Raw genomic sequence first — 21,255 nt, forward strand, 5'->3', positions numbered from 1 at the left:
GCGGGCGCGGCCCGGTGATCGTCCACGACCATGGCGGTGGCCAGCGGGCGGCGCACCGGCGGGGGCTCGATCGCCGCGCGCGGCGTATGCGCCGGCCGGGTGACCTGGGTCGAGGCCCGCGCGACCGGAGCGAAGCCGCTTTCCAGCTCGACCATTTGGGCGAGCACCTCGCTGGCTCGCGCATGGCTCTGGCTGATCGCGACGCCGTGCTCCTTGACCGCCTCGATGGCGCGGACCGTGGTGGCGTCGAGCCTGCCGTCGCCGAGCGCGCCGGCCAGGCCGCGAGCCATGTCCAGCTGGCCGTCGAGGAACTGGCGATGGGTGTGCAGGTGCTGTACGAGCGCGCTCTCCAGCGCGGCCGAGCCGGCGTCGACGGGCTGCGGGGTGGGGTACACGGGAATCTCCGTTGCTGCGGTGGAAGCGATGGGCACGGCTCGCTGCTCGGCGGGCCGGCGATCGACCACGCTGTCGACCGGAGAGGGGGCGTCGGCGAGAACGCTGAGCCGGTATTCGGCGGCGAGCGCCGCGGCGTAGCTGTCGCGCCGGGTGTCGGGCACGTACTCCGGCGCCGACATCGTCACCGTCATCGCGCGGCCGGGAACCGCCGCCTGCGGCGCGGGCGCGGCGTGGCGGTTGATGCCGTGCAGGCCGAAGCCGAGCACGGCCAGGCGCACCGCCGCGCGGGTCAGCGCGAGATCGCTGTTGCCGATGGGGCCGGAGTCGGTGGCGATGACGACCACGTCGTCGCCGAGGGTGCGCCGCACCAGCGAGGTCAGCACCTGTTTCGGCCCGAACTCCACGAACACCGTGCAGCCCGCGTCACGCATCGCGGTGAGCGCGGCCACGAATTCGACCGGCTTGCCGAGCTGTTCGGTCAGCACGGCCCGGTTGGCCGCCACGTCGTCGCCGTAGCTCGCGCCGGGGGTGTTGGCGAAGACCGCAGCGTCCGGCGCACCGATGTGCATCCCTGCGACAGCCTCGGCGAATGCCGCGGTGGCGTGGGCGACATAGGGCGTGTGGAACGCCCCCGACACCGGAAGCGCGCGCGTCGCCACGCCACGCTCGCCGCAGCGGGCGATGACGGCGGCGATCCCCTCGGCGCCACCACCGACGACGACCTGGTCGGGTGCGTTGTGATTGCAGATCCAGACGTCCGCGACGCCGTCGAGCAGTTCCTCGGCGGTCTCCCGGGACGCGCCGAGCGCCACCATCGTCCCCGCCTCGACACCCGGTTCCGGTGTCATAGCCACACCGCGGGCGCGGGCGAGCGCGTAGAAATCCGCGGAGGCCAGCGCGCCGGAAGCCCACAGCGCGGTCAACTCTCCGAAGCTGTGCCCGAGATACCCGTCGGCGCGCAAGCCGCAGTCCGACAGGGCGGTGAACTGCCCCGCCGACAGCGCGCCGATCGCGGGCTGAGCGAATTCCGTTCGACGCAAGGCAGTTTCCTGCTCCGCCGCGACGTCGTCGTCGAAGGCGGGCGGCGGGAAGACCACCGACGACAACCGCACCGGCGCGCCCGCGAACGCCTCGTTGGCCGCGTCGAACGCCGCTCCCACGGCCGGGTTGTTCAGCGCCGCGTCCAGCCCCATGTCGACGTACTGACTGCCCTGCCCGGCGAACAACGCGCCCACCTTGCGCTCCGGCAACGCGGCCGCGCGGAAGTACACGCCCTCGGGATGCTCCCAGGCCGCGGCATCGGGGTTGCGGACCAGTTCGTCCACCGCGAGCGAGCGCAGGTGCGCGGCATTCTCCTCGTCGACCGAGACGAATCCGATGCGCGCGTGCCCCTCGGGGATGTCGCCCCCGTCGGTGGGCGCGGCGCTGCGCACCGCGTCGATCAGCCCGGACACGTCCGGCGCGTGCCACAGGTGCGCGCGGGCGGTGCGATGCAGCACCGGGTGCGCCGCGCGGTCGGCGTCGGCTTCCTCCAGAACAACGTGGAAGTTGGTGCCGCCGAAGCCGAATGCCGAGGCCGCGGCGCGGCGCACCGGGCGCTGCGGGTCGCGGATCCACGGCCGCGTGCGCGTGTTCACATAGTACGGCGCGTCCGCAGCGGCGATCTCGGCGTTGGGCGCGGAGACGTTGATGGTGCCGGGCAGCACCTTCTGGTGCAGCGCGAGCGCCAGTTTCATCACGCTGGCGGTACCCGCGGCGCCCTTGGTGTGCCCGATCTGGGACTTCACACTGCCGAGGGCGGCGAAGGCCCGCTCAGAGGTCGCCTCGGACAGCAGCTCTTTCAGCGCGGTGAGCTCGGTCTTGTCGCCGACGGGCGTGCCGGTGGCGTGCGCTTCGATGAGCGCCACGTCGGCGGGCGAGACCTCGGCGTCGGCATAGGCCCGGTCCAGCGCGACGCGCTGACCACCCGCGCGCGGGGCGTAGATGCTCTTGGCGCGCCCGTCGCTGGAGGAACCCAGACCGCGTATGACGGCGTAGATCCGGTTGCCGTCGCGCCGCGCGTCCGCCAGCCTGCGCAGCGCGAGCATGGTGATGCCCTCGCCGAGCAGTGTGCCGTTGGCGTCGGCGGAGAAGGGGCTGATCTGCCCGCTGGCCGACAGCGCGCCGACCTTGCTGAAGCACAGGTAGATGAAGATGGTGTTCTCGGTGTCCACACCACCGGTGATCATCATGTCGGCCCGGCCGTCCTGCAGTTCGGCGATGGCGGTGCGCAGGGCGGCCAGCGAGGCCGCGCACGCGGCGTCGACGGTGCAGTTGATGCCGCCGAGACCGAGCCGGTTGGCCACCCGGCCCGCGGTGATGTTGGCCAGCAGGCCCGGGAACGAATTCGCCTCCCACGGCGCGAACGCCGCGACGAATCGGTCGGCGATGGCGTCGGCGTCGGTATCGGACAGGCCAACCGACCGCACCGCCTCCTTCAGCACCGGCGTGGACAGCCGCGCGGCCAGCGGATGCATGAGCGGCACCGGACCGGTGGTGCCGAGCACGACGCCGGTGCGGCTCGCGTCGTACCAGTCGGAGTCCACCGCGCCGGCGTCGCGCAGCAGGTCACGGGCGACGCCCAGGCTGAGCGTCTGCATCGTGCTGGTCACTTCGAGCTGGTTGGGCGGCAACCCGAATTCCAACGGATCGAACTCGATGTCGGGCAGGAACGCGCCCCGGCGCGAGTAGGTCTTGTCCGGCGTCGCCGGGTCCGCGTCGAAGTAGTCGTCCAGGCTCCAGCGCGATGCGGGGACCTCGGTGGTGCAGTCCACGCCGTCGACGATGTTCTGCCAGTACTCTCGGTGGTTGTGGGCGTTGGGCAGCAGCCCGGACATCCCGACAATGGCGATCGGGTTGCGCGCCAGGCGTCTGTCGTCTGTCACGGAAATTCCTCTCCAACCGGGTGGGTGATCAGGCGGCCACGGTCGTCGCCGTGCGCGAGGCGACGAGTTCGGCGGCGCTCGCGGCGAACCGATGGTGGCCCAGAGAACTGGGGTGCAGACCGTCGGCGGTCCACATCTCCGGCCGCTCCCATTCGGGCTGGGCGGCGATGTCCAGCAGCAGCGTGCCGGTATCGGCGACGACGTCGGCGAGCACCGCGTTGGCGAAGGCGAACCGCTCGCGCAGCAGCGCGCGGAAGCCGTCCGGCACGGGCAGCCGGGCCGGGATGTCCGGATAGTCGGCCGTGAACACCGTCGCGCCGCCCGCCCGCAGAGCGCCGAACAGCTCGGCGAGGTTGCGGGCGAACCGGTTCTCGTCGAAGTCGCTCACCAGGTCGTTCACCCCGACCACCACGCCGAACAGACCGGAGCGTCCGGAAAGAGCAACGTGCAGTTGCCGTTCCAGCACAATCGCTGTCGTCGCGCCGTGCTCGCCGAGGTTGCGCACCGCCGCGGGGCGCAGGCCCAGTTGGCCGCCGAGGCGCGGCACCCACCCTCTGTAACCGCCACCGGCCGCGACGTCGCCGCGGCCTTCGACGAAACTGTCTCCCAGCGCGGTCAGCACGGGCGCGTTCATGCGGTCACTCCATCCTTGCTGACGTGCCGGGCCGCCGCGGGGAAGTTCACCTTCTCGTACAGCGCGGCCAGCTGCTCTTCGCCGAAGTACTTGTCCGGCGGGTAGATTCCGGCGATCAGTCCGAAGAAGTGCTTGGTGTACTCGGCGTCCAGCGAGGTCGCGCGGAACACCGAGTCGTAGTATGGGGTCAGCGACAGCTCCGAGATGCTCAGAGTCAGTTCGTAGGTGCTGGCGCTCTGCGCGTCGCGCTCGCGCTGGTACTCGGCCAGCGCCTCGTCCATCGGGCGGGCACCGGACAAGCCTTCGTCCACTCGGTCGGCGAGCAGCTGCGCGTACTTGAACGCGTCGGTGATGCCCCAGCCGGTGAACGGGTCCTTGTGGTAGGCGGCGTCGCCGACGAGCGCCCAGCCGGGACCGAAGGACTGGCGGCGGTAGTTGTCCGGGTACAGCATCGGGCGGAACTGCTCCACCCGCTTGCCGGTGTCGCGCAGGCGAGCGCCGATCTCCGGGTCGATCTGGTCCACGATCTCCCGCACGCCTGCGTCCGGGTCGGCACGGAATTCGCGGAAGCGGTCCCGCTTGCGCATGACCGCGACCAAGGCGAGATCGTCGTTGGTCGGCCAGGACGCGAACTGCTGCTCGCCGAATCCGGTGCGATGCTGCATGCCCCAGTCGACGCCCTCGTAGTACGAGTAGTAGATGAAGCACGCCGCCGGCGAGTCCTCGTATTCCTGCGCGCCGACCGCCTTGGCCACCAGCGAATTCGAACCATCGGCGCCGACCACCAAGTTGGCACGGAACTCCTGCTCGGCGCCCTCGCCGATCGCGCCGCGGATGCCGACCACGCGGTCACCGTCGAAGACCAGCTCGGAGACCGCGAAGCCCTGGATCACCTCGGCACCGGAGTTGCCCGCTGCCTCGACCAGGATCTTGTCCAGCACCGTGCGGCGCGGGCAGTAGACGGCGTCGATGCCGTCGGCGGACGGATCGGCCATGCCCTTGATGACGATGTCGGTGTAGGAGAAGTTCAGGTGCCGGATCGGCGGCACGCCGGTGGCGACGACCTCGTCCAGCAGGCCCCAGGACTTCAGGAAGCCGAGCCCGGCCTGGTGGATGTAGTGGGTCGACGGGGTGTCGCTGGGGAAGCTCGCACGGTCCACGGCGAGCACCCGGTAGCCCTTCCTGGCGAGCAGCATGGCCAGCGGCGAACCCGCCACCCGGGTTCCGACAACGATGACGTCGTACATGTTTCGCATCACTTTCCGGTAGTCGAATTCCGATTTCGAGTCTGTGGCCGGAACGGGCGCGCAACCACCGCGGCGGGCCCTGATTCATCGGCCGATCGGTTGCGGCTATCGTGCGGGCCGAGGCGTGGAATACAGCAGTTCGATATCCGGCGCGTAGACGTCGGCGATGGCGGCGCGGCGCAGTTTCCGTGACGAAGTCGACAATCCGTCCTCGACGGTGAAATCCCCGTCCACGATCCGGAATGCCCGAATCGATTCCGCCCGCGAGACGAGAGAATTGGCGTCGTCGACCGCGGATTGAACGGCGGCGGTGAGATCGCCGTCCGGCTCGGCGGCGCGCCACCGCTGCACCTGCGCCTGATCCAGCGTCACCAGGGCGGCCACGAAGTCGCGGCCGTCGCCGAGCACCATGCAGTTGGATACCAGAGGATGCAACCTGATCCGATCCTCCAGCGGCGCGGGCGCCACGTTCTTGCCGCCGGAGGTCACCAGGATCTCCTTCTTACGTCCGGTGATCCGCAGGAATCCGTCCTCGTCGATGGCCCCCAGGTCGCCGGTGTGCAGCCAGCCTTCCGCGTCCACCGGTGACTGGCTCGCCGCCGCGCCCCAGTAGCCCGGCGACACGTGCGGTCCGCCGACCAGCACCTCGCCGTCCTCCTCGGCGATGGCCACCGAGGTGCCGGGGATCGGCCTGCCGACCGTGCCGAGCCGGTTGGCTTCGGGGGCGTTGACGGTCACGGCGGTCGCGGCCTCGGTGAGGCCGTAGCAGTTCAGCAGCCCGACACCGAATCCCGCGTAGAACCCGACCGTGGAGTCATCGAGCGAGGCGCCGCCGGAGATGACGTAGCGCAGCTCACCACCGAGCGCGGCCGCCACGGGGTGCGTCGACGGTTCCGGCGCGGCCTGGGCTCGCATCAGTGCCAGACCGCGCTGCACCGCCTCCCGCTCCTCGGCCTCGGTGAGCAGGGTGCGGCAGTACTTGCGGATCTTCTCCAGGCCGTAGGGAATCATCGCCAGGAAGGTCGGCCGCACGGCAGGCAGCACCGGCACCAGATCCGGAATGCCCGGCAGCAGGTGGGTGCGGCTGCCGCCGAACAGGCAGGCGAACAGGATGGTCTGGCCGAAGACGTGCGACAGCGGCAGGGCCAGCACGGTGGTCCCGTCGAACATGTCGCCGGTGCGGCGCACCGTGTTCGCCGAGGACACGAACATGTTCCGGTGGGTGATCATGCATCCCTTGGACACGCCCGTGGTGCCGCTGGTGTACACGATCATCGCCAGGTCGTCGGGCCGCACCGCGGCCATGCGCGCGGCCAGCCCCTCATCGATCGCGCCCGAGGCCCAGTCCGCGATCTGCTCGAAAGTCCAAACCTCCCCCACGCCCGCCGCGCGCAGCCGCTCGGCGTCCGTGCTGCTCTCGGCGGCGAAATACGCACTGCCGCTGTCACTCAGGATGTGCTCGATCTGGCTCGGTGACGAGGTGGGGTAGACCGGCACCACCACCGCACCCAGGGCCAGCAGCGCGCAATCCAGCAGCACCCAGGCCAGATTCGTGCGGCCGAGCACCACGACCCGATCGCCGGCCGCGATGCCGCGAGCGGCCAGCGCCGAGGCAAGGGCGCGAGCCGCGCGGTCCACCTCGGCGCTGGTGAGCCGCGTTCCGTCGGCATCGCACAGCGAAAGCCGGTCCGGATGCTCGGCGGCCGCGCCCGAAATCACCGAGTACAAACTCGCCGTCTCCGGCAGATCGAAACCATTCTCGCCGACCGATACTGCGATGACAGACACTGTGTTCACAATGTCGAATTCTCAGCGGCGTCACCGAATTACCGCGCCGCCGATTACGCAGTTCCTACCGCGCGAATGTCATCGCCTATCGACGTGGTCAGGCCGACACCGCGCGGGTAATATCGATTTGCGCCGGTTCCGGAGAATCGATGCAATCCAAGAAAAAACGGACCGCCGGATTAGCCTCGTCCGCACGCCACACCGCGTACAAATCGAGCGTCGGCACCGGATCGAACAGTTTCACCGCCACCGAAGCGCTCCCCTGCCCGCCCATGCCCATCGAGATCGCCCGCGGCAGCGAGGCGAATCCCACCAGCGGGCGCACCGAGACCATGTGCGCCGTCGCACCGGGGTCGTCGGCGGTCTGCGCCACCGCGAGGGAGATCCGGGAATCCGCGGCCGCGCGGAAGATCGAGTCGTACATCGCCGGACACTGTTCGCGGGCGAACAGCACGCAATCCTGGCCCTCGAGTTCGGCGAAGGGAACGCCGGGCCGATCGGCCCATCGATGTCTGCGCCCGACCACGGCGACCAGCGGCACCCGGTGCAGCAGCCGCCGGTACCGGAACTCGGTTGTGCTCGGATGGCCGTAGACCAAGGCGAGGTCGAGTGATCCGTCGCCGAGGGCGGCCAACTGCGGGCCGGTGCGCTTCTCCCACAGCGACACCACGATGTCGGGATGCCGCTCGGTCATCCGGGTGAGCGCCTCCGGCAGCACGTGCCTGCTGGCCGGGAGGTTGTATCCGATGTTGAGGGTGCCCGCCCGCCCTTCGGCGGTCGCCTTCGCGGCTTGGGCCGCGCGGTCCATCTGCGACACGATGAGCCGGGCCTGACTCTCGAACTCCCGGCCCGCCGGGGTCAGCTTGACCTCGTGCGAGTTGCGTGCGACCAGTTGCACGCCGAGTGATTTCTCCAGCTTCTGCAGCTGGGCACTGAGACTGGGCTGCGTGAGATGCAAGCGCTGCGCTGCGCGGCCGAAATGCAGCTCTTCGGCAATCGTGATGAATGAAACCAGATGTCGGAACTCCATGCCGCCGGCTCCTTTTTCCGCGTACCGGAAACGGTAGCGCCATCAGGTAACCGACGATGAACCCGGATCGGCCGAACAGTACCGAGACCGTGGCGGATGGGTGAACTGGACCCGAAGGTCGAACGGGCCGTGCTATCCAGGCAGGCTCGTGGCCATCCAGGATCCTCCGAACTCGTCCGGACGGCAACCCGAACGACCGCGACGCGGCGAACTCCCTGCTCCGGCCGCTCCGCCCGCAGACCCCCCACGGCATGACAGAGACAGCCCAATTGTGACACGCTGTTGGTCTGACTCGATTGTCTTCGCGCAGGGGAAATTTCGGTGAGCGAGCCGTCGCAGACGCAGGCCTTGTTACTGGATCCGTGGGAGGTGCCGTCGGCACGCGCGTTGGCAGCGGCCCACGGCGTCGAGGTGCAGGAGTTCCCCACCGCGGAATCGAGCCGGTCACGACCGTGACCCTGCTGCTGATCGGTGTGGCGGCCGCCGTCGGTGCGGTATTGCACATCTTGGAGCGACACCGACTGCGGCCAGCGCCGGGATCGGCCGGAGTCGTGCCGCGTCGCCGCTTACGCGGGGGCGAACCGGGTGGGCAGCGACGCCAGACCGCGGATTACGACGTTCGGTCTGAACGGCGGTGTGTCCGAGCGCGATTCGACGTCGCGCACCTTCCGCAGCACCACTGCCAGCAGTACCTCCATCTCCAGCAACGCCAGCGGCGCACCGAGGCAGTAGTGGATGCCGAGGCTGAAACCGAGATGCTTCTTGGCGGGGTTCATCGGATCGGCGTACCTGGCGACGTCGACGCGATCGGCATCGGCGTAGGCCGCGTCGTCGCGGTTGGCCGAATTGATCAGCACCACCACGCCTTCCCCCGGCTCGAAGTCGTGTCCGGCCAGACTGATCGGACGGGTCGCGGCACGCGTGGTGATCTGCACCGACGGTTCCAGGCGCAGGAGTTCGTCAGGTGCCGTCGCGACCAGCTCGGGGCGCTCGCGCAGCGTGTCGAGCGCCTCGGGATTGCGCATCAGCTGCAGCATGCCGGTGCCGATCAGGTTGGCCGTGGTCTCGTGCCCGGCCACGAAGGTCGTGATGCAGGTGGCCAGCAACTCCTGCTCGGTGAGTACGTCACCGCGATCCTCGACCTGGGACAGCGCACTGAGCAGGTCGTCTTTCGGGTCGCGGCGGCGCTCGTTCAGCAGCTGCCGAAAGTAGCCCATGAACCCGCGCGAGGCCGCGCTGCGGGCCTTCAGCGCCTCCTCGGGCAGGGTGTAGTCGTGGTCGAAGCCGCGCGCCAGATCCTGCGACCACTGGTGGACCTGGTCGTAGGCCTCCGGCGGCACACCGATCAGCTCGCACGCGATGATCAGTGGCAATGGGTAGGCGATCATCTCGACGAGGTCGAATTCGCCTGCCTCCAGGGCGTTGTCGACCAGTTGCTCGGTTAGTTCCAGAATCCGCGGACGCAGCCGGGTCACCATGCGCGGGGTGAACCCTTTGGTCACCAGGGTGCGCAGACGCGTGTGGTCCGGCGGCTCCATCCACAGGAACGAGGTGGGCAGTTCTTCGGGCGCGTCCTCCGGGGACACCGTCGGATGCATCATCGCCGCCTCCTCCGCGTGGCTCCACGCGGTGGTCGACAGCACGGCGGCGCAGTCCTCGTAGCGGGTGAGCACGTAATGGCCCAAGGGGGTCTGGTGCAGTCTGCCCGCCTCACGCAACACCCGCGCCGGGGTGTAGGGATCGGGCCTGCCTTCGGGCCCGAAGAGCTGGATCAGGGCGGTCTGGATGGCGGAATCCTGTCCCGCAACAGCGGTACCCGCGGTTGACAAGTCCATGTCGAGTGGTCCCTCCTGTACGGCGTACCGATCTGGTCTACGCCGCCGGTAGTCGATGTGGATCAGCGATCGGAATGGATGCGAGGACCCGGGTCCGGCGCCGGTGACGGAACCGGCGCCGGAAGGGCTGCGGGGCTGGTGAGACGGAGGGCCGGCACGCCGGCGCGAGGGCGGCCGCGCAGCAGGACTCGTCCCGCCATGGACGGGTGCAGCAGTGTGGCGGGTGGGTCGACCAGGTTCGCCACACGCAAGAACGCCCGGGACACCCGCGGGTCGACGTGCGCGGCGCGATGCACCCGGGCGACGTACGCATTGGTCAGCCGCGTACGCACCGTCCGGGGACCGGCCACACCCGGATGCGCGAGATCCGCCCCGGCCGACAGCTGCCAGGCGACGTCGAGCGCATCGTCGGCCGCCGCGTAGAACCGCGCAGGAAGGTCCGGGGTGGGTCCGCCGTCGCGCAGGCACGCCCGCAGCGCGGCTGCCTGCTGGGCGGCGACCGCCATACCTTGCGCGTAGAGCGGGTTGAAGCTGCACAGCGCGTCGCCCAGCAGCAGGAATCCGGGCGGCGCCGCGGCAGGGCGCCGGTAGCGCTTGCGCACCGGAGCGCGGAACCGGTGCGCCACCGCGTCGCCGAGCGGTTCGGACCGGGTGATCAGGTCGAGGATGTCCGGGGCGGCGAGCGTGGCGGCGAAGCGGGTGAAGCCATCCGGGTCGGTGGGTGGATGGTCGCCGAGGATCCCGGCGAGCGTGACGTGCCAGCGGTCGCCTTCCACCCGGACCGCGCCGCCACCGCGGCCGTTCGCCCCGGTCGAGATGATCACCGACGCCTGTCCGTCGAGCTGGCCTTCGATGCGGCGGTAGAACAGCGAGGCGTACCCCAGATCCACCTCCAGCCGCTGTTCCTCGGGCGGCTCCGCGCCGAGCGCTGTGAGCCACACCGACGCGCGCGAGCCGCGTCCGGTCGCGTCGATAACCAGGTCGGTGGCGTGCGTCTCGACACCGGCATCACCCGATACCGACACCGCGCGCACGCCGCGCCGGTCACCGATCAGGCCGCGCGCGGTCCCCGCCACCAGACGCACCCCGGACATCGCCGAAACACGTTCTCGCAACACCGATTCCAGCAGTGGTCGGGTCGCGATCAGCGAGGTGAGCCCGGTGGCGGCCGGCGCGGCCCGCAGCCCGCCCACGTACCACCGGGTTCCGACCAGAGCCTCGGCCCGGGTCGCGCCGCGGGCGGTCAACTCGCCGGTGAACCCGGGGAACAGATCGTCGATGATGGTGCGGCCACGATCCAGCAGGCCGTGCAGGTGGCGCGCCTGCGGCACGCCTTTGCGCATGCCCTCGGCGTCGAAGCCGTCGCGCTCGAACACCGTCACCCGCGCGAAACGATCCGCCAGAACCCGCGCCGCCAGCAGCCCGGCGACGCCCGCGCCGAGCACGACCGCGTGCCGTGTCTCGTTCACAACGTCACCGGCAGCGACACGATGCCGCGGTGGATCAGGCTCGGCCGGTATTCGATCGCGTCGGTCGCCGGTGCGAGTTCCGCAGCGCGCGCCAGCAGCGCGCCGATCGCGGCCTCGGCCTCGATCCGCGCCAGCGGGGCGCCGACGCAATAGTGGATGCCGAGGCTGAAGCCGAGATGCTTGCGGGCCGGGCGGTTTCCGGCGTAGCGGGTGACGTCGAAGCGGTCCGCGTCCGGATACACCCGATCGTCCCTGCTGGCCGACGCCGTGAGTACCACGACTCCGTCGCCGCGGCGGAACCGATGCTCGCCGACCACGGTGTCGGCCAGCGCGACCCGGATGGTGAACTGGGTGGGCGCGTCGTAGCGCAGCATTTCGTCGAGCGCGGGCGCGATGAGTGCGGGGTTGTCCCGCAGCAGGGCGAGCTGTTCCGGGTTGCGCAGCAGCGCGAGCATGCCGTTGCCGATGAGGTTGATCGAGGTCTCCATGCCCGCCACCAGGGTGAGCAGGGCGATGCCGATCACTTCCGGCTCGGTCAACTGGCCGCCGTCCGCGCTCGCGGCCACCAGCGCGCTCAGCAGGTCCGGCGTCGGGTTCTGCTTCTTCTGCTGGACCAGCCGGGCGAAGTAGCCCATGCACTCCATGGCCGCCGCCGCGCGGGCCGCCACGTCGTCCGGGCCGAGCAGCGAATCGGGGTCGCTGCCGCGCGCGATGGCCAGCTGCCACTGCCGGAACTTCGCGCCGTCGGCCGGGTCGGCGCCGAGCAGCCGCACCGGCACCATCGCCACCGCCAGCGGCACCGCCAAGCCGTCGAGCACGTCGAGTTCGCCCCGCGTCAGCGCCGAGTCCACGATCTCCCGCACGACGGCACCGGCCACCGGGGCCATCTCGGCCATCAGCCTGGGCGTGAACGCCTTGGCGACCAGCTTGCGGTAGCGGCCGTGCTCGGGCGGATCCATCCGGACGAAAGAACCGGGGATAGCCGCCGTGGTGTCCCGGAACGGGCTGATGCCCGCCGCGTAGCCGTGCCCCCAGTCGGCGCCGGTCAGGATCGCGGCGCACTCCTCGTACCGGGTTACCAGCGTGACCGGCACGTCGCCGAGCGCGTACGGGAACAGTGCCGCCGCATCGCGCACCCGCCGGTAGGCCGGATACGGGTCGGCGCGCTCGCTCGCGTCGAAAGCGTCGAACGTCACCTCGGCGGGCGTAACGGTGTTCATCGGGCCTCCATCCGGACACGCAATTGCGACATGCCGCGCACGACCACGTTCGGCCGGTACGGCGGTTCCTCCAGCAGCGACAGCGACGCGACCCGATCGGCCATGGCCCGCAGCACCACCTGCATCTCCAGCCGGGCCAGCGGAGCGCCGAGGCAGTAGTGCAGTCCGAGCCCGAAGGACAAGTGCCGCTCGGCCTTCCGCCCTCGCGCGTACCTCGCGATGTCGAACTCGGCGGCCCGAGGGAAGGCCGCCGGATCGCGATTGGCAGACGCGAGCAGCACGATCACTGCCTCACCCGGCGCGAAAGTGCGCCCGGAGACGGTGATCTCGTCATGGGCGGTGCGCGTGGTCAGATGCACCGGCGCGTCGTAGCGCAGCACCTCGTCCACCGCGGGTTCGGACAGCTCCGGAAAGCTGCGCAGTCGTTCGAACTGCTCCGGGTTGCGGATGAGTGCGAGCACACCGTTGGCGATCAGGTTGACCGTGGTCTCGTGCCCGGCGACGACGAGGATCAGCAGCGTGCCGAGCAGTTCGCTCCGGGTCAGGCGGGCGCCCGCGTCACCGGCCTGCACCAGTGCGGTGATCAAGTCGGCGCGCGGGGCGCGGCGCCGCTGTTCCACGAGGTCGCCGAAGAATTCGAGGAAGGCGTGCACGGCCTGGGTACGCGCGTCGAGTTCCTGCTTCGACAGCAGGACATCGGGGTCGAGTCCGCGCGCGATCCCCGCGGAGATCTCCCGCACGTGCTCGTGGGCTTCGGCAGGCACGCCGAGCAGCTCACACACCATGGTCAGCGGCAGCGGATAGGCCAGCGCCTCCAGCACGTCGACGTCGCGCTCGGCCAGTATCTTCGCGATGAGGTCCTCGACCAGCTGTTCGGCGCGCTCCCGCAGCCCGCCCACGGTGCGTGCGGTGAACGCCTTGCTCACCAACCCGCGCAGGCGGGTGTGCTCCGGTGGTTCCATCCAGAGAAACGATCCGGGCAGTTCGACATCGCTGTCTCCGTGCAGCAGATCCGGTTCCTCCGCGTGGCTCCAGCGCGGGTCCTGCAGGATCGCCTGCGCCTCGCGGTGGCGGGTCACCAGGTGGGTGTCGTGCGGGCCGGGCACGAACGGGCCCGCCTCCCGCAGCACGCCGTAACTGCCATAAGGATTGTGCCGCGTATGCGGAGCGACGCTTTCGACGACCGCCTGGTGGACCGGGGTCGATTCATCGACCGCGGAATGGTCGGAACTCACCGGCGACTCCTGGATAGAAATGGATGCGGCGCGGAAAAAGGGGCCATACCATCCGCCGGATCGGTGCGGACAATTCCGGGACGCAAAAGAAATTTCCCGTCCATCGTGGCGTCCGGCATCGGCCCCGCGCGGCGGTGATTGCCCGTTCCTATCGGCCCATAGCCGAAATACCTTATTGCACAGAGTGATCGACTGATCGGCCTTGTTTATCGCCGCCGTCAATTCATAACAAGTTCAATGCGCCGTCATAATTCGCTGTTGTCGTGACAGGCATGAATTCCGCGGAATCGGCCGGAACACTGCACGGCCGCCTCGCCGAGATCGCCGCCGCGCATCCCACGGTGGAGGCCACGTTCTGGTCGGTGTCGGAGACGGTGAACTACGCCGAACTGCACCGGCTGTCGCTGATCGCGGCGACGGCGCTGGTCCGGCGCGGGGTGCGGCGCGGCGAACCGGTGGGCATCCTGAGCCCGAACGCTCCGGAGTTCCTCACCTGCCTGTTCGGCGTGACCGCGGCGGGCGGGGCCGCCACTCCGCTGCCGCTGCCCGCCGGCGCGCGGGCGGCGAGCGGCTACCCGCGGAAACTGGCCGCCATCATCGCGGCGGCGGGCATGCGCACCGTTCTGGTGTCGCACCGCTACGCCGATCAGGCCGCACTGCTCGGCGCCACTCTGGACGTCGAATTGGTGAACACCGCAACACTTTTCGAAGTGGAAGGCCCGGCGGAAGCCCTTCCCGTCCTCGGTCGCGACGATCTGGCCGTCATCCAGTTCACCTCCGGCAGCACCGCGACCCCGAAGGGCGTTCGCTTGACCCATCACAACGTGCTCAGTGGACTGGCCTCGATCCGCACCGGCATCGCGTTGAGCCTGGATGACCGGGGCGGCTTCTGGCTCCCGCTGTTCCACGACATGGGCCTGTTCGGCACGCTCTCGGCGATTCTGCGCGGGATACCCGCACACGTGTGGTCACCGATCGCGTTCGTCAAGGACCCGGCTCGCTGGCTCGCCGAATTCGCCGCCAGTGGAGCCACCATCACCGCGATGCCCAATTTCGGATACGAGGCGCTGCTGGCCGCTGTGGCCGCCGACGAGGCGGGCGACTACGACCTGAGCCGCTGGCGGATCGCGTTCAACGGATCGGAGCCGATCTCCCGCGACGTCGTCGTCGCCTTCTGCGAACGTTTCGCGTCGGCGGGATTGCGCCCCGCGACGATGTTCGGCGTCTACGGCATGGCCGAGGCGACCCTCGCGGTCACCTTTCCCCCGCTCGGCCGCGAACCCGTCTTCGAGTGGGTGGATCGCGCCGCGCTGTCGGAGGACGCCGTCGCACGACAGGTTCCCCCGGGTGCGCCGGGCGCCCGTCCGGTCGCCGGAGTGGGCTCGCCGGTGCCGAGGATGCGGTTGCGCGTCGTCGCGGGCGACGACCGCGACCTGCCCGACGGCAGGGTCGGCGAGATCCTCATCCGCGGTGACGCGGTCACCGACGGATATCTCACCGCCGATCCGGCGCGTGTGGCCGGGATGTTCGCCGACGGCTGGCTGCGCACCGGCGATCTCGGTTACCTGCGCGACGGCGAACTCTTCGTCACCGGCCGGTGCAAGGACATGATCACCGTGCGCGGCGTGAACTACTACGCCCAGGACGTCGAGGCGACCGTAAGGGACCTCGACGGGGTGTATAAGGGCCGCTGCACCGCGGCGATCGACCCGGACGGCGCGGACGTCATCGCGCTGGTCGCCGAGTCCGAGCGCACCGGAACCGACGCCGACGCGCTGGCCGAGGCGATCCGCGCCCGGATCGCCGCCGAACTCGGCCTGGCCGCGGTCCAGGTCCACCTGGTCGCGCCGCGCAGCATCCCCCGTACCAGCAGCGGCAAGCTCCAGCGGCTCGCCGCCCGCGATCTCATCGCACATCGCCGGTAATCCCGACCGAACTGGAGTCCCTCGTGCACAGCTATGACGTCTTCCGCCACTACGAGCGCCTGCATTGGAAGCTGGCCGACCTCGATGTCGACGCCGTCGACAAGGCTCTGGTCCGTCCGGAGTACATCATCCTGGCCAAGAGCGCGACGATGGGCGAGTCCAACGTCATCGCCGCGGTGCACGGATTCCTGAACGAGTTCGTCGACGACTACGACTTCTCCACGTTCGCGGTGGTGTGGGGCTACCAGGAAGTGCAGCACCACTACGCGTTCCGGTCCTGGCTGGGCGCGCTCGGCGAGAGCGTGGACGACAAGGCCGTCGACTCGATGCGCGAGCCGTACGCGCCGGGCACCACCCCTTCGGCGACCCTGGCCACCAACATCATCTCCGAACTCACCGTCAACCACATCTACCGTGCGGTCGCGAGCTGGGTCGAGGAGCCCGTGCTGAAAGGATTGCTGCTCAACGCCGGTCGCGACGAAGCCGGCCACGCCCGTGAGTTCATCCACTACGCGACCGAGCGGCTGCGTCGGCGTCCCGAAGAGCTGCCCTCGGTGCTGGAGACCCTCTACGTGTACAGCTCCGAGGCCAAGATCAAGCATCCGGTCAGCACCTTCAAGGCCGGAATCAGCGAGCTCGGCGACCACGAGACCATCGACACCGGGTTCGAGCTGTTCCTCGAGCAGGTGGCCGCCGAGGGCGAGCTGGACGTCCTGCACGACAAGGTGCGTCGCACCTTCGGCAGCATGACCGGACTCGACCTATCCAGCAATGCCAAGGTTCGCCGGGCCCTGGCCGACGCGATCGCCTAGCGCCATGGACCGCGACAGCGCCTTCGACGACACCGCGCACGGCGGGGTCGACACCGTCCGGGTGCCCTGGTCGGTGATCCCGGATTACCGCTGCTTCGGCTGCTCACCGCACAACGCGACCGGTCTGCGCCTGCGTTTCACCCCGCATCCGGACGGGCTGCAGGCCCGGTTCCGGCTCGGGCGGGAATTCGAGTCCTACCCGGGGGTCGTGCACGGGGGTCTGATCGGCGTGATCTGCGACGAGGTGATGGGCAACCTCATCGTCCTGGCCCGCCACCACCCGGCGTTCACCGTCACCCAGCGCACCCGGTTCCTCACCCCGCTGCTGGTCGGCCGCGAATACCGCTGTGTCGCCACGCTGTCGGGCACCGCGGTGGACCACCCGATCAAGGCGTCCGCGGAGATCCTCGACGCCCACGACGTCCTGTGCGCCGGCTCCACCGCGGCCTACCAGCCCTTCGCGCTCGATGATGTGCGCCATCAGCTCACCCTCGGCGACGACGAGGTCGCCGCACTCTCTCACGCCCTGTCCACCGGCACCGCCCTCGCACCGAACGGAGTCCGATCATGACGACCACCCACACCGCCGACGACATCTTGCGCACCGTCACCGACATCGCCACCGCGGAGACCGGCATCCCGGAGGCGGAGCTGCGCCCCGACCTGGACCTGCGCGGCATGGCGGGCGTCGACTCGGTGCGCGTGCTGCGCATGGTCGCCAAGATCGAGCGCACCTACGACATCGAGCTCGAGGATCAGGACGTGTTCGGCCTGTCCACCTTGAACGACGTCGTCACGGTGGTCGGCAAGGCGCTGCGCGAGGCGGCGGCGTGACCGTCACCGACCAGCCGGTCACCGCCGACACCAACCAGCACTACGACCTCGACCCCGATGTCTTCGGCCAGTTCCTCGACCCGCTGCGCAAATACAGCTCGGCGCTTTACGATTCCGAGTCCGACACCCTCGAGCAGGCGCAGCGGCGCAAGCTACGGTTCGTGGCCGACCGGCTCGGGGTGACCGGCGGGGAGCGCCTGCTTGACGTGGGCTGCGGCTGGGGTTCGCTGACCCTGTTCATGGCGACGGAATTCAGTTGCGAGACAATGGGTGTCAGCCCAGCGCCGCGACAGCACGAGTACATCGCCGAACAGGCGCGCGTCCGCGGTGTGGCGGACCGGGTGAGCACCCGAGTCGGCCATTTCGAGCGGCTCGAGCTGCCACCGCGCAGTTTCGACGCCGTGACGCTGCTCGGCTCGATCGTGCACATGCCCGACCTCGGCGCGGTCTTCCGCCGCGCCCGCGCGGTGCTGCGGCGCGGCGGCACGCTGTATGTGTCGGAGAGCTGCTTCCGCAACGCGTCCGCGCGCACCGCGTTCGACGCCAAGGCCGGCACCGAGTTCGTGCGCGAGGACATCTTCGGCTGGGGCGATCTGCGTCCGCTCTCGGATCTGGTGAGAGCGACCGAGGACGCGGGGTTCTCCGTCATCGCGGTGGACGACCTCACCGAGCACTACCGCCGCACGATCGACGACTGGATCGCGAACGTCGACGCCGCCGCCGACCGCATCGACGCGCACGGACCCGGGTTGGCCGCGAAGCTGCGCCACTACTTGGAGATCGCTAACGCCGGCTGGGGATACACCACCAAGCATTACGCGCTGACCTGCCGTAACGCCCGCTGAGCCGCAGGAGCAACAGATGAGCATCGAATCGGCGCTGATTCCCGTCGACGAATTGGTCGCGGCCGTCGACGGGTTCCTCGCGGCGTCGCCCGCCACCCGGGCCTGGGATGTGGAGACCGCGGTCGACTGGTCCCGCGCCGACGCGGGCCGGCTCACCGAAGGCCAGCGGTCCGCGGTCCAGTTCGTCACCCTGATCGAGGACCACCTGCCCGGTTACTTCGACGTCTACCACCGCTACTTCCCGGTGGACGACACCGTGGGCCGGAAGGCGTTCGTCCACAACCGCGAGCTCTACCACTTCACTGTTCGGTGGGCGCTGGAGGAGGACACGCACGCCCGCGCGCTGACCCGCTACCAGGAGGCGTCCGGGATGGCCGAACGCAGCGCGCTGCGTACGGAACTGGCGATCGAAGGGCAGAAGCCGTTCGACCTGCCGTATCAGCACCCCGTGCAGTTCTTCGCCTACGCGCTGGTGCAGGAGAAGGCGACACAGATGTACTACCAGCACCTACGCGACGTGGTGACCGACCCGGTGCTCGGGGCGGTGCTGGCGCGGCTGTCGCGCGACGAGGCGCGGCATTTCAGTTTCATGGCCGATGTGGTCGGCCGCTACCTGCGGGTGCAGGGCGACGCGATTGTCGAGCCGATCCGCGAGGTGATCGCCACCTTCCGCATGCCCCTGGCCGACACCATGCGCGGCTACTGGCGGTGGGCGCTGAAGATCGCCGACGTCGCCTCCTACGACCACACCGAAGCCTACGAGCATCTGGTCAAGGTGATCGACCGCGGGGTGGACGCGCGCACCGATCGCCTCGACGAATTGGTGCGCTTCATCGACGAGTGCCGGTCGCTGGCCTGAGTACGAATGCCGGACGGCCCGGTTCCCGAACATGTTCCGGGACCCGGGCCGTCACTGTGTTCAGTGTTCGGGCTGCAACACCAGGATCGTGGTCGAACCGTGCGCGATCAGCTTGCCGCTCGCGTCGGTGATCCGCCCCTCCGCCGTGGCGGTGCGCCGTCCGACGTGCACGGCGTTGGCCTCGCAGGTCAGCCGGGAGCCGTCCAGTGTCACCGACCGGATGAAGTTCACCTTCAACTCCAGCGTCGTGTAGGCCACGCCGTCGCCGAGTTTCGTGAAGACGGCGCTGCCCATCGCAGTGTCCATCAACGTAGCCAGCACCCCGCCGTGCACCGTGAACATCGCGTTGATGGTGGCCGGGTTCGGGTCGAGGTAGTACCGGGTGTACCCGTCACCCGCCGTCTCCAATCGAATGCCCAAAGACGCTCCGACGCCTAGCTTCTCGCGAAGACCCCGCTCGAAAACCGTGGTCAGTTCGGTGACACGGGACGCCGCGGTCCCGTTGGCGTGGGTGTCGATGCCGGTCATGGTTTTTCCTCCCTGGCGAACGTTGCCTCGTCATTCGACCAGCGCCCGATGAACGCCGCCCGGCCACATCCGGTTGCATATCGACATTCGATCGGCTGATAGGGACACCTCCTCGCCGCGGCGTCGAGTGTCGTCATCAGGGCACGTCTGCGCGTAGAAGCCGAATTCTCCTCCCAACAACTCCCGCAACTTCCCCCACCGCCAAATTCCGCACCGACTTCGTCCGACTCACCAGCACCGCCACATCCCCCGGAAGCGGCTCCAGATGGTCCAGGATGACCTGCAACTCCTCCGGTAGCGCCGATCCGGAATCCACTGAAGGCACCGTCGGCACATCCGCCAACCGATACAAATGCGCCTTCTCCGCCGCATCCAACGACAACGTCCGCGCCACCGCGTTCAACACCTGAACACTCACATTGATCCCCGAAGAGAAAGCGGCCGCGGATCTCCCCGGCCCGGCCGCCGAGGCGGGAGATACCGACTCTGTAGCGGGGCGGGATGCCCATGCCCAGAACGTCGGTGACTCGACATGAACGCGTGCGAGAGAGTTACTACGCCGTCCGAGCGGCCGATGCGCGGTGGGGAACCGCTCGACCGAACGGCATCTGGGGAACCGGGGATGCGGGTGGGGTGAATCGCAGAATCTCGGGGAAACCCCGAAAGCCACCGGGAATGGGGACTTCTACCGGAGCATCGGGTGCGCCGCGCAGGGACGGTTGCGCAACGGCGGGCGCGGCGGCGAGTACTGCGGCCGCGACCCGATCAGCCCTCCCCGTAGCGGACCGGTCGGTGTTCGCCGCACCAGTCGGCCGTGGCGCCAGCACGGCCCGGAAAAGCAAGAAACCCGCGCCGTAGCACGGGTTTCCGGCCTGTCAGCTCCTAGATGGCGCGGACGCTCTGAGCCTGCGGGCCCTTCTGACCCTGCCCGACCTCGAACTCGACACGCTGCCCCTCATCGAGGGACTTGAACCCGGAGCCGGAAATCTCGGAGTAGTGAACGAAAACGTCCGGACCGCCGCCGTCTTGCGCGATGAACCCGAAGCCCTTTTCGCCGTTAAACCACTTCACACTGCCTTGCGTCATGAACTTTTTATTACTTCCTGTAGTAAGCCGGGCAATCACTTCAACAGCCCGTGCTCGCCACCAAGCATGCCACACCGCCCTTCAGCACCCGCAATACGCCGCGCCCGTCGGCACCGCGGGCCCGACACCTCCGCAGGCCGGACAGGTACCCGCCGCCGGATTCTGCTGCTCGATCGCCTTCGTCAGCTCGGCGGCAGGCTCGGTTGCCGACCGTTTCGACCAGTTCGTGAACGAGGCCGGCTCCGGTGACGAGAGCGACCTTGCCGGTACGGGTGCTGTCCGTGGTAGTGCTGTCGGTTGTGCTGGGCATCCACGTTGATCAGCATGCGCGCCGGCATCGATCTTGCACCGCACTGTCGTGGCAGCGACAGCGAATTCGTCGAGCGGCTCGCGATCTCGCTGCGCCAGCACACTGAGTCGCGGCGCCGGTGCCCTGAGTCACCGCATCCAGCGGCGCTCGGCCTCAACCATCCGAGGTGCCCCACACGCGCAGGCCATGGCCGCCGGCACCGATGAACCGCGAACTCATCCTGCCGCAGCGTGATACAACTCCCGATGCTCCGCCCACGGACGCGCCCGCTCCTCCGG

General features: G+C 69.2%; 19 protein-coding genes. 7 read left to right on the forward strand and 12 right to left on the reverse strand.

Annotation, left to right across the window (positions count from 1 at the left end; genetic code table 11):
• The 5 genes from NA8_RS31190 to NA8_RS31210 form a co-directional block, all read right to left on the reverse strand.
• Positions 1-3,320: type I polyketide synthase (locus NA8_RS31190; RefSeq protein ID WP_157107021.1), on the reverse strand; the 3,320-nt coding region annotated here is incomplete at its 3' end.
• A 28-nt stretch (positions 3,321-3,348) separates the two neighbouring features.
• Positions 3,349-3,954, reverse strand: a complete 606-nt coding sequence (locus NA8_RS31195; RefSeq protein ID WP_063053888.1) for an SGNH/GDSL hydrolase family protein — start codon at positions 3,952-3,954, stop codon at positions 3,349-3,351.
• Positions 3,951-5,210, reverse strand: coding sequence for an NAD(P)/FAD-dependent oxidoreductase (locus NA8_RS31200; protein WP_245664078.1), 1,260 nt, complete (start codon positions 5,208-5,210; stop codon positions 3,951-3,953). Before NA8_RS31200 ends, NA8_RS31195 begins: the two co-directional genes overlap by 4 nt.
• Before the next feature lie 96 nt (positions 5,211-5,306).
• The gene (locus NA8_RS31205; RefSeq protein ID WP_218019533.1) at positions 5,307-6,989 is read right to left on the reverse strand and encodes an AMP-dependent synthetase/ligase; all 1,683 of its coding nucleotides are present in this window, start codon (positions 6,987-6,989) and stop codon (positions 5,307-5,309) included.
• 97 nt (positions 6,990-7,086) lie between these two features.
• The gene (locus tag NA8_RS31210; protein WP_063053890.1) at positions 7,087-8,019 is read right to left on the reverse strand and encodes a LysR family transcriptional regulator; all 933 of its coding nucleotides are present in this window, start codon (positions 8,017-8,019) and stop codon (positions 7,087-7,089) included.
• 321 nt (positions 8,020-8,340) lie between these two features.
• Here NA8_RS31210 and NA8_RS35615 point away from each other — a divergent pair, with 321 nt between their 5' ends.
• Positions 8,341-8,475, forward strand: a complete 135-nt coding sequence (locus NA8_RS35615) for a hypothetical protein (RefSeq protein WP_281199197.1) — start codon at positions 8,341-8,343, stop codon at positions 8,473-8,475.
• A 110-nt stretch (positions 8,476-8,585) separates the two neighbouring features.
• On the opposite strand, the gene NA8_RS31215 is transcribed toward NA8_RS35615, so the two are convergent.
• The 4 genes from NA8_RS31215 to NA8_RS31230 form a co-directional block, all read right to left on the reverse strand.
• On the reverse strand, positions 8,586-9,854 hold the full coding sequence (locus tag NA8_RS31215; protein ID WP_063053891.1) for a cytochrome P450: 1,269 nt from the start codon (positions 9,852-9,854) through the stop codon (positions 8,586-8,588).
• Positions 9,855-9,916: 62 nt separating this feature from the next.
• Positions 9,917-11,323, reverse strand: a complete 1,407-nt coding sequence (locus NA8_RS31220) for an NAD(P)/FAD-dependent oxidoreductase (protein WP_157107022.1) — start codon at positions 11,321-11,323, stop codon at positions 9,917-9,919.
• Positions 11,320-12,543 (reverse strand): cytochrome P450, encoded by a 1,224-nt coding sequence (locus NA8_RS31225; RefSeq protein WP_063053892.1) that lies wholly within the window; start codon positions 12,541-12,543, stop codon positions 11,320-11,322. The genes NA8_RS31220 and NA8_RS31225 overlap by 4 nt, the downstream gene beginning before the upstream one ends.
• Complete coding sequence (locus tag NA8_RS31230) at positions 12,540-13,778, reverse strand: cytochrome P450 (protein WP_063053893.1); 1,239 nt, start codon at positions 13,776-13,778, stop codon at positions 12,540-12,542. The genes NA8_RS31225 and NA8_RS31230 overlap by 4 nt, the downstream gene beginning before the upstream one ends.
• 272 nt (positions 13,779-14,050) lie before the next feature.
• Between NA8_RS31230 and NA8_RS31235 the strand changes: the two genes are divergently transcribed.
• The 6 genes from NA8_RS31235 to NA8_RS31260 are packed head-to-tail and all read left to right on the forward strand — an operon-like array spanning position 14,051 to position 19,053.
• Positions 14,051-15,703, forward strand: a complete 1,653-nt coding sequence (locus NA8_RS31235) for an AMP-binding protein (protein WP_063053894.1) — start codon at positions 14,051-14,053, stop codon at positions 15,701-15,703.
• 23 nt (positions 15,704-15,726) lie between these two features.
• A complete protein-coding gene (locus NA8_RS31240) occupies positions 15,727-16,515 on the forward strand; it encodes a ferritin-like domain-containing protein (protein WP_063053895.1) in 789 nt (262 codons plus the stop codon).
• A 4-nt stretch (positions 16,516-16,519) separates the two neighbouring features.
• Positions 16,520-17,086 carry a PaaI family thioesterase gene (locus NA8_RS31245; protein WP_063053896.1) on the forward strand — a complete coding sequence of 189 codons (567 nt, stop codon included), beginning with the start codon at positions 16,520-16,522 and terminating at the stop codon, positions 17,084-17,086.
• Positions 17,083-17,349 carry an acyl carrier protein gene (locus NA8_RS31250; RefSeq protein WP_063053897.1) on the forward strand — a complete coding sequence of 89 codons (267 nt, stop codon included), beginning with the start codon at positions 17,083-17,085 and terminating at the stop codon, positions 17,347-17,349. The genes NA8_RS31245 and NA8_RS31250 overlap by 4 nt, the downstream gene beginning before the upstream one ends.
• Positions 17,346-18,194: an SAM-dependent methyltransferase gene (locus NA8_RS31255; RefSeq protein ID WP_063053898.1), complete on the forward strand. Its 849-nt coding sequence runs from the start codon at positions 17,346-17,348 to the stop codon at positions 18,192-18,194. Before NA8_RS31250 ends, NA8_RS31255 begins: the two co-directional genes overlap by 4 nt.
• A 16-nt stretch (positions 18,195-18,210) precedes the next feature.
• Positions 18,211-19,053 carry an acyl-ACP desaturase gene (locus NA8_RS31260; protein ID WP_063053899.1) on the forward strand — a complete coding sequence of 281 codons (843 nt, stop codon included), beginning with the start codon at positions 18,211-18,213 and terminating at the stop codon, positions 19,051-19,053.
• Positions 19,054-19,113: 60 nt separating this feature from the next.
• Here the strand turns inward: NA8_RS31260 and NA8_RS31265 are convergent, their stop codons facing one another.
• The 3 genes from NA8_RS31265 to NA8_RS31270 form a co-directional block, all read right to left on the reverse strand.
• On the reverse strand, positions 19,114-19,581 hold the full coding sequence (locus NA8_RS31265) for a PaaI family thioesterase (protein WP_063053900.1): 468 nt from the start codon (positions 19,579-19,581) through the stop codon (positions 19,114-19,116).
• Between the two features lie 136 nt (positions 19,582-19,717).
• Positions 19,718-19,999, reverse strand: coding sequence for a hypothetical protein (locus NA8_RS33310; RefSeq protein ID WP_245664079.1), 282 nt, complete (start codon positions 19,997-19,999; stop codon positions 19,718-19,720).
• A gap of 464 nt (positions 20,000-20,463) precedes the next feature.
• Positions 20,464-20,667, reverse strand: coding sequence for a cold-shock protein (locus tag NA8_RS31270; RefSeq protein ID WP_063053901.1), 204 nt, complete (start codon positions 20,665-20,667; stop codon positions 20,464-20,466).
• Between the last annotated feature and the right edge of the window lie 588 nt (positions 20,668-21,255).

Source organism: Nocardia arthritidis NBRC 100137, assembly GCF_001612765.1.
Lineage (GTDB): Bacteria > Actinomycetota > Actinomycetes > Mycobacteriales > Mycobacteriaceae > Nocardia > Nocardia arthritidis.

Excerpts from the sequence above, each read along its gene's own strand:
- NA8_RS31235 (WP_063053894.1), top strand. The coding sequence starts at position 14,051 with ATGAATTCCGCGGAATCGGCCGGAACACTGCACGGCCGCCTCGCCGAG.
- NA8_RS31265 (WP_063053900.1), bottom strand. The coding sequence starts at position 19,581 with ATGACCGGCATCGACACCCACGCCAACGGGACCGCGGCGTCCCGTGTC.
- NA8_RS31245 (WP_063053896.1), top strand. The coding sequence starts at position 16,520 with ATGGACCGCGACAGCGCCTTCGACGACACCGCGCACGGCGGGGTCGAC.
- NA8_RS31195 (WP_063053888.1), bottom strand. The coding sequence starts at position 3,954 with ATGAACGCGCCCGTGCTGACCGCGCTGGGAGACAGTTTCGTCGAAGGC.
- NA8_RS31260 (WP_063053899.1), top strand. The coding sequence starts at position 18,211 with ATGAGCATCGAATCGGCGCTGATTCCCGTCGACGAATTGGTCGCGGCC.
- NA8_RS31215 (WP_063053891.1), bottom strand. The coding sequence starts at position 9,854 with ATGGACTTGTCAACCGCGGGTACCGCTGTTGCGGGACAGGATTCCGCC.
- NA8_RS31210 (WP_063053890.1), bottom strand. The coding sequence starts at position 8,019 with ATGGAGTTCCGACATCTGGTTTCATTCATCACGATTGCCGAAGAGCTG.
- NA8_RS31270 (WP_063053901.1), bottom strand. The coding sequence starts at position 20,667 with ATGACGCAAGGCAGTGTGAAGTGGTTTAACGGCGAAAAGGGCTTCGGG.
- NA8_RS31200 (WP_245664078.1), bottom strand. The coding sequence starts at position 5,210 with ATGCGAAACATGTACGACGTCATCGTTGTCGGAACCCGGGTGGCGGGT.
- NA8_RS31250 (WP_063053897.1), top strand. The coding sequence starts at position 17,083 with ATGACGACCACCCACACCGCCGACGACATCTTGCGCACCGTCACCGAC.
- NA8_RS31225 (WP_063053892.1), bottom strand. The coding sequence starts at position 12,543 with ATGAACACCGTTACGCCCGCCGAGGTGACGTTCGACGCTTTCGACGCG.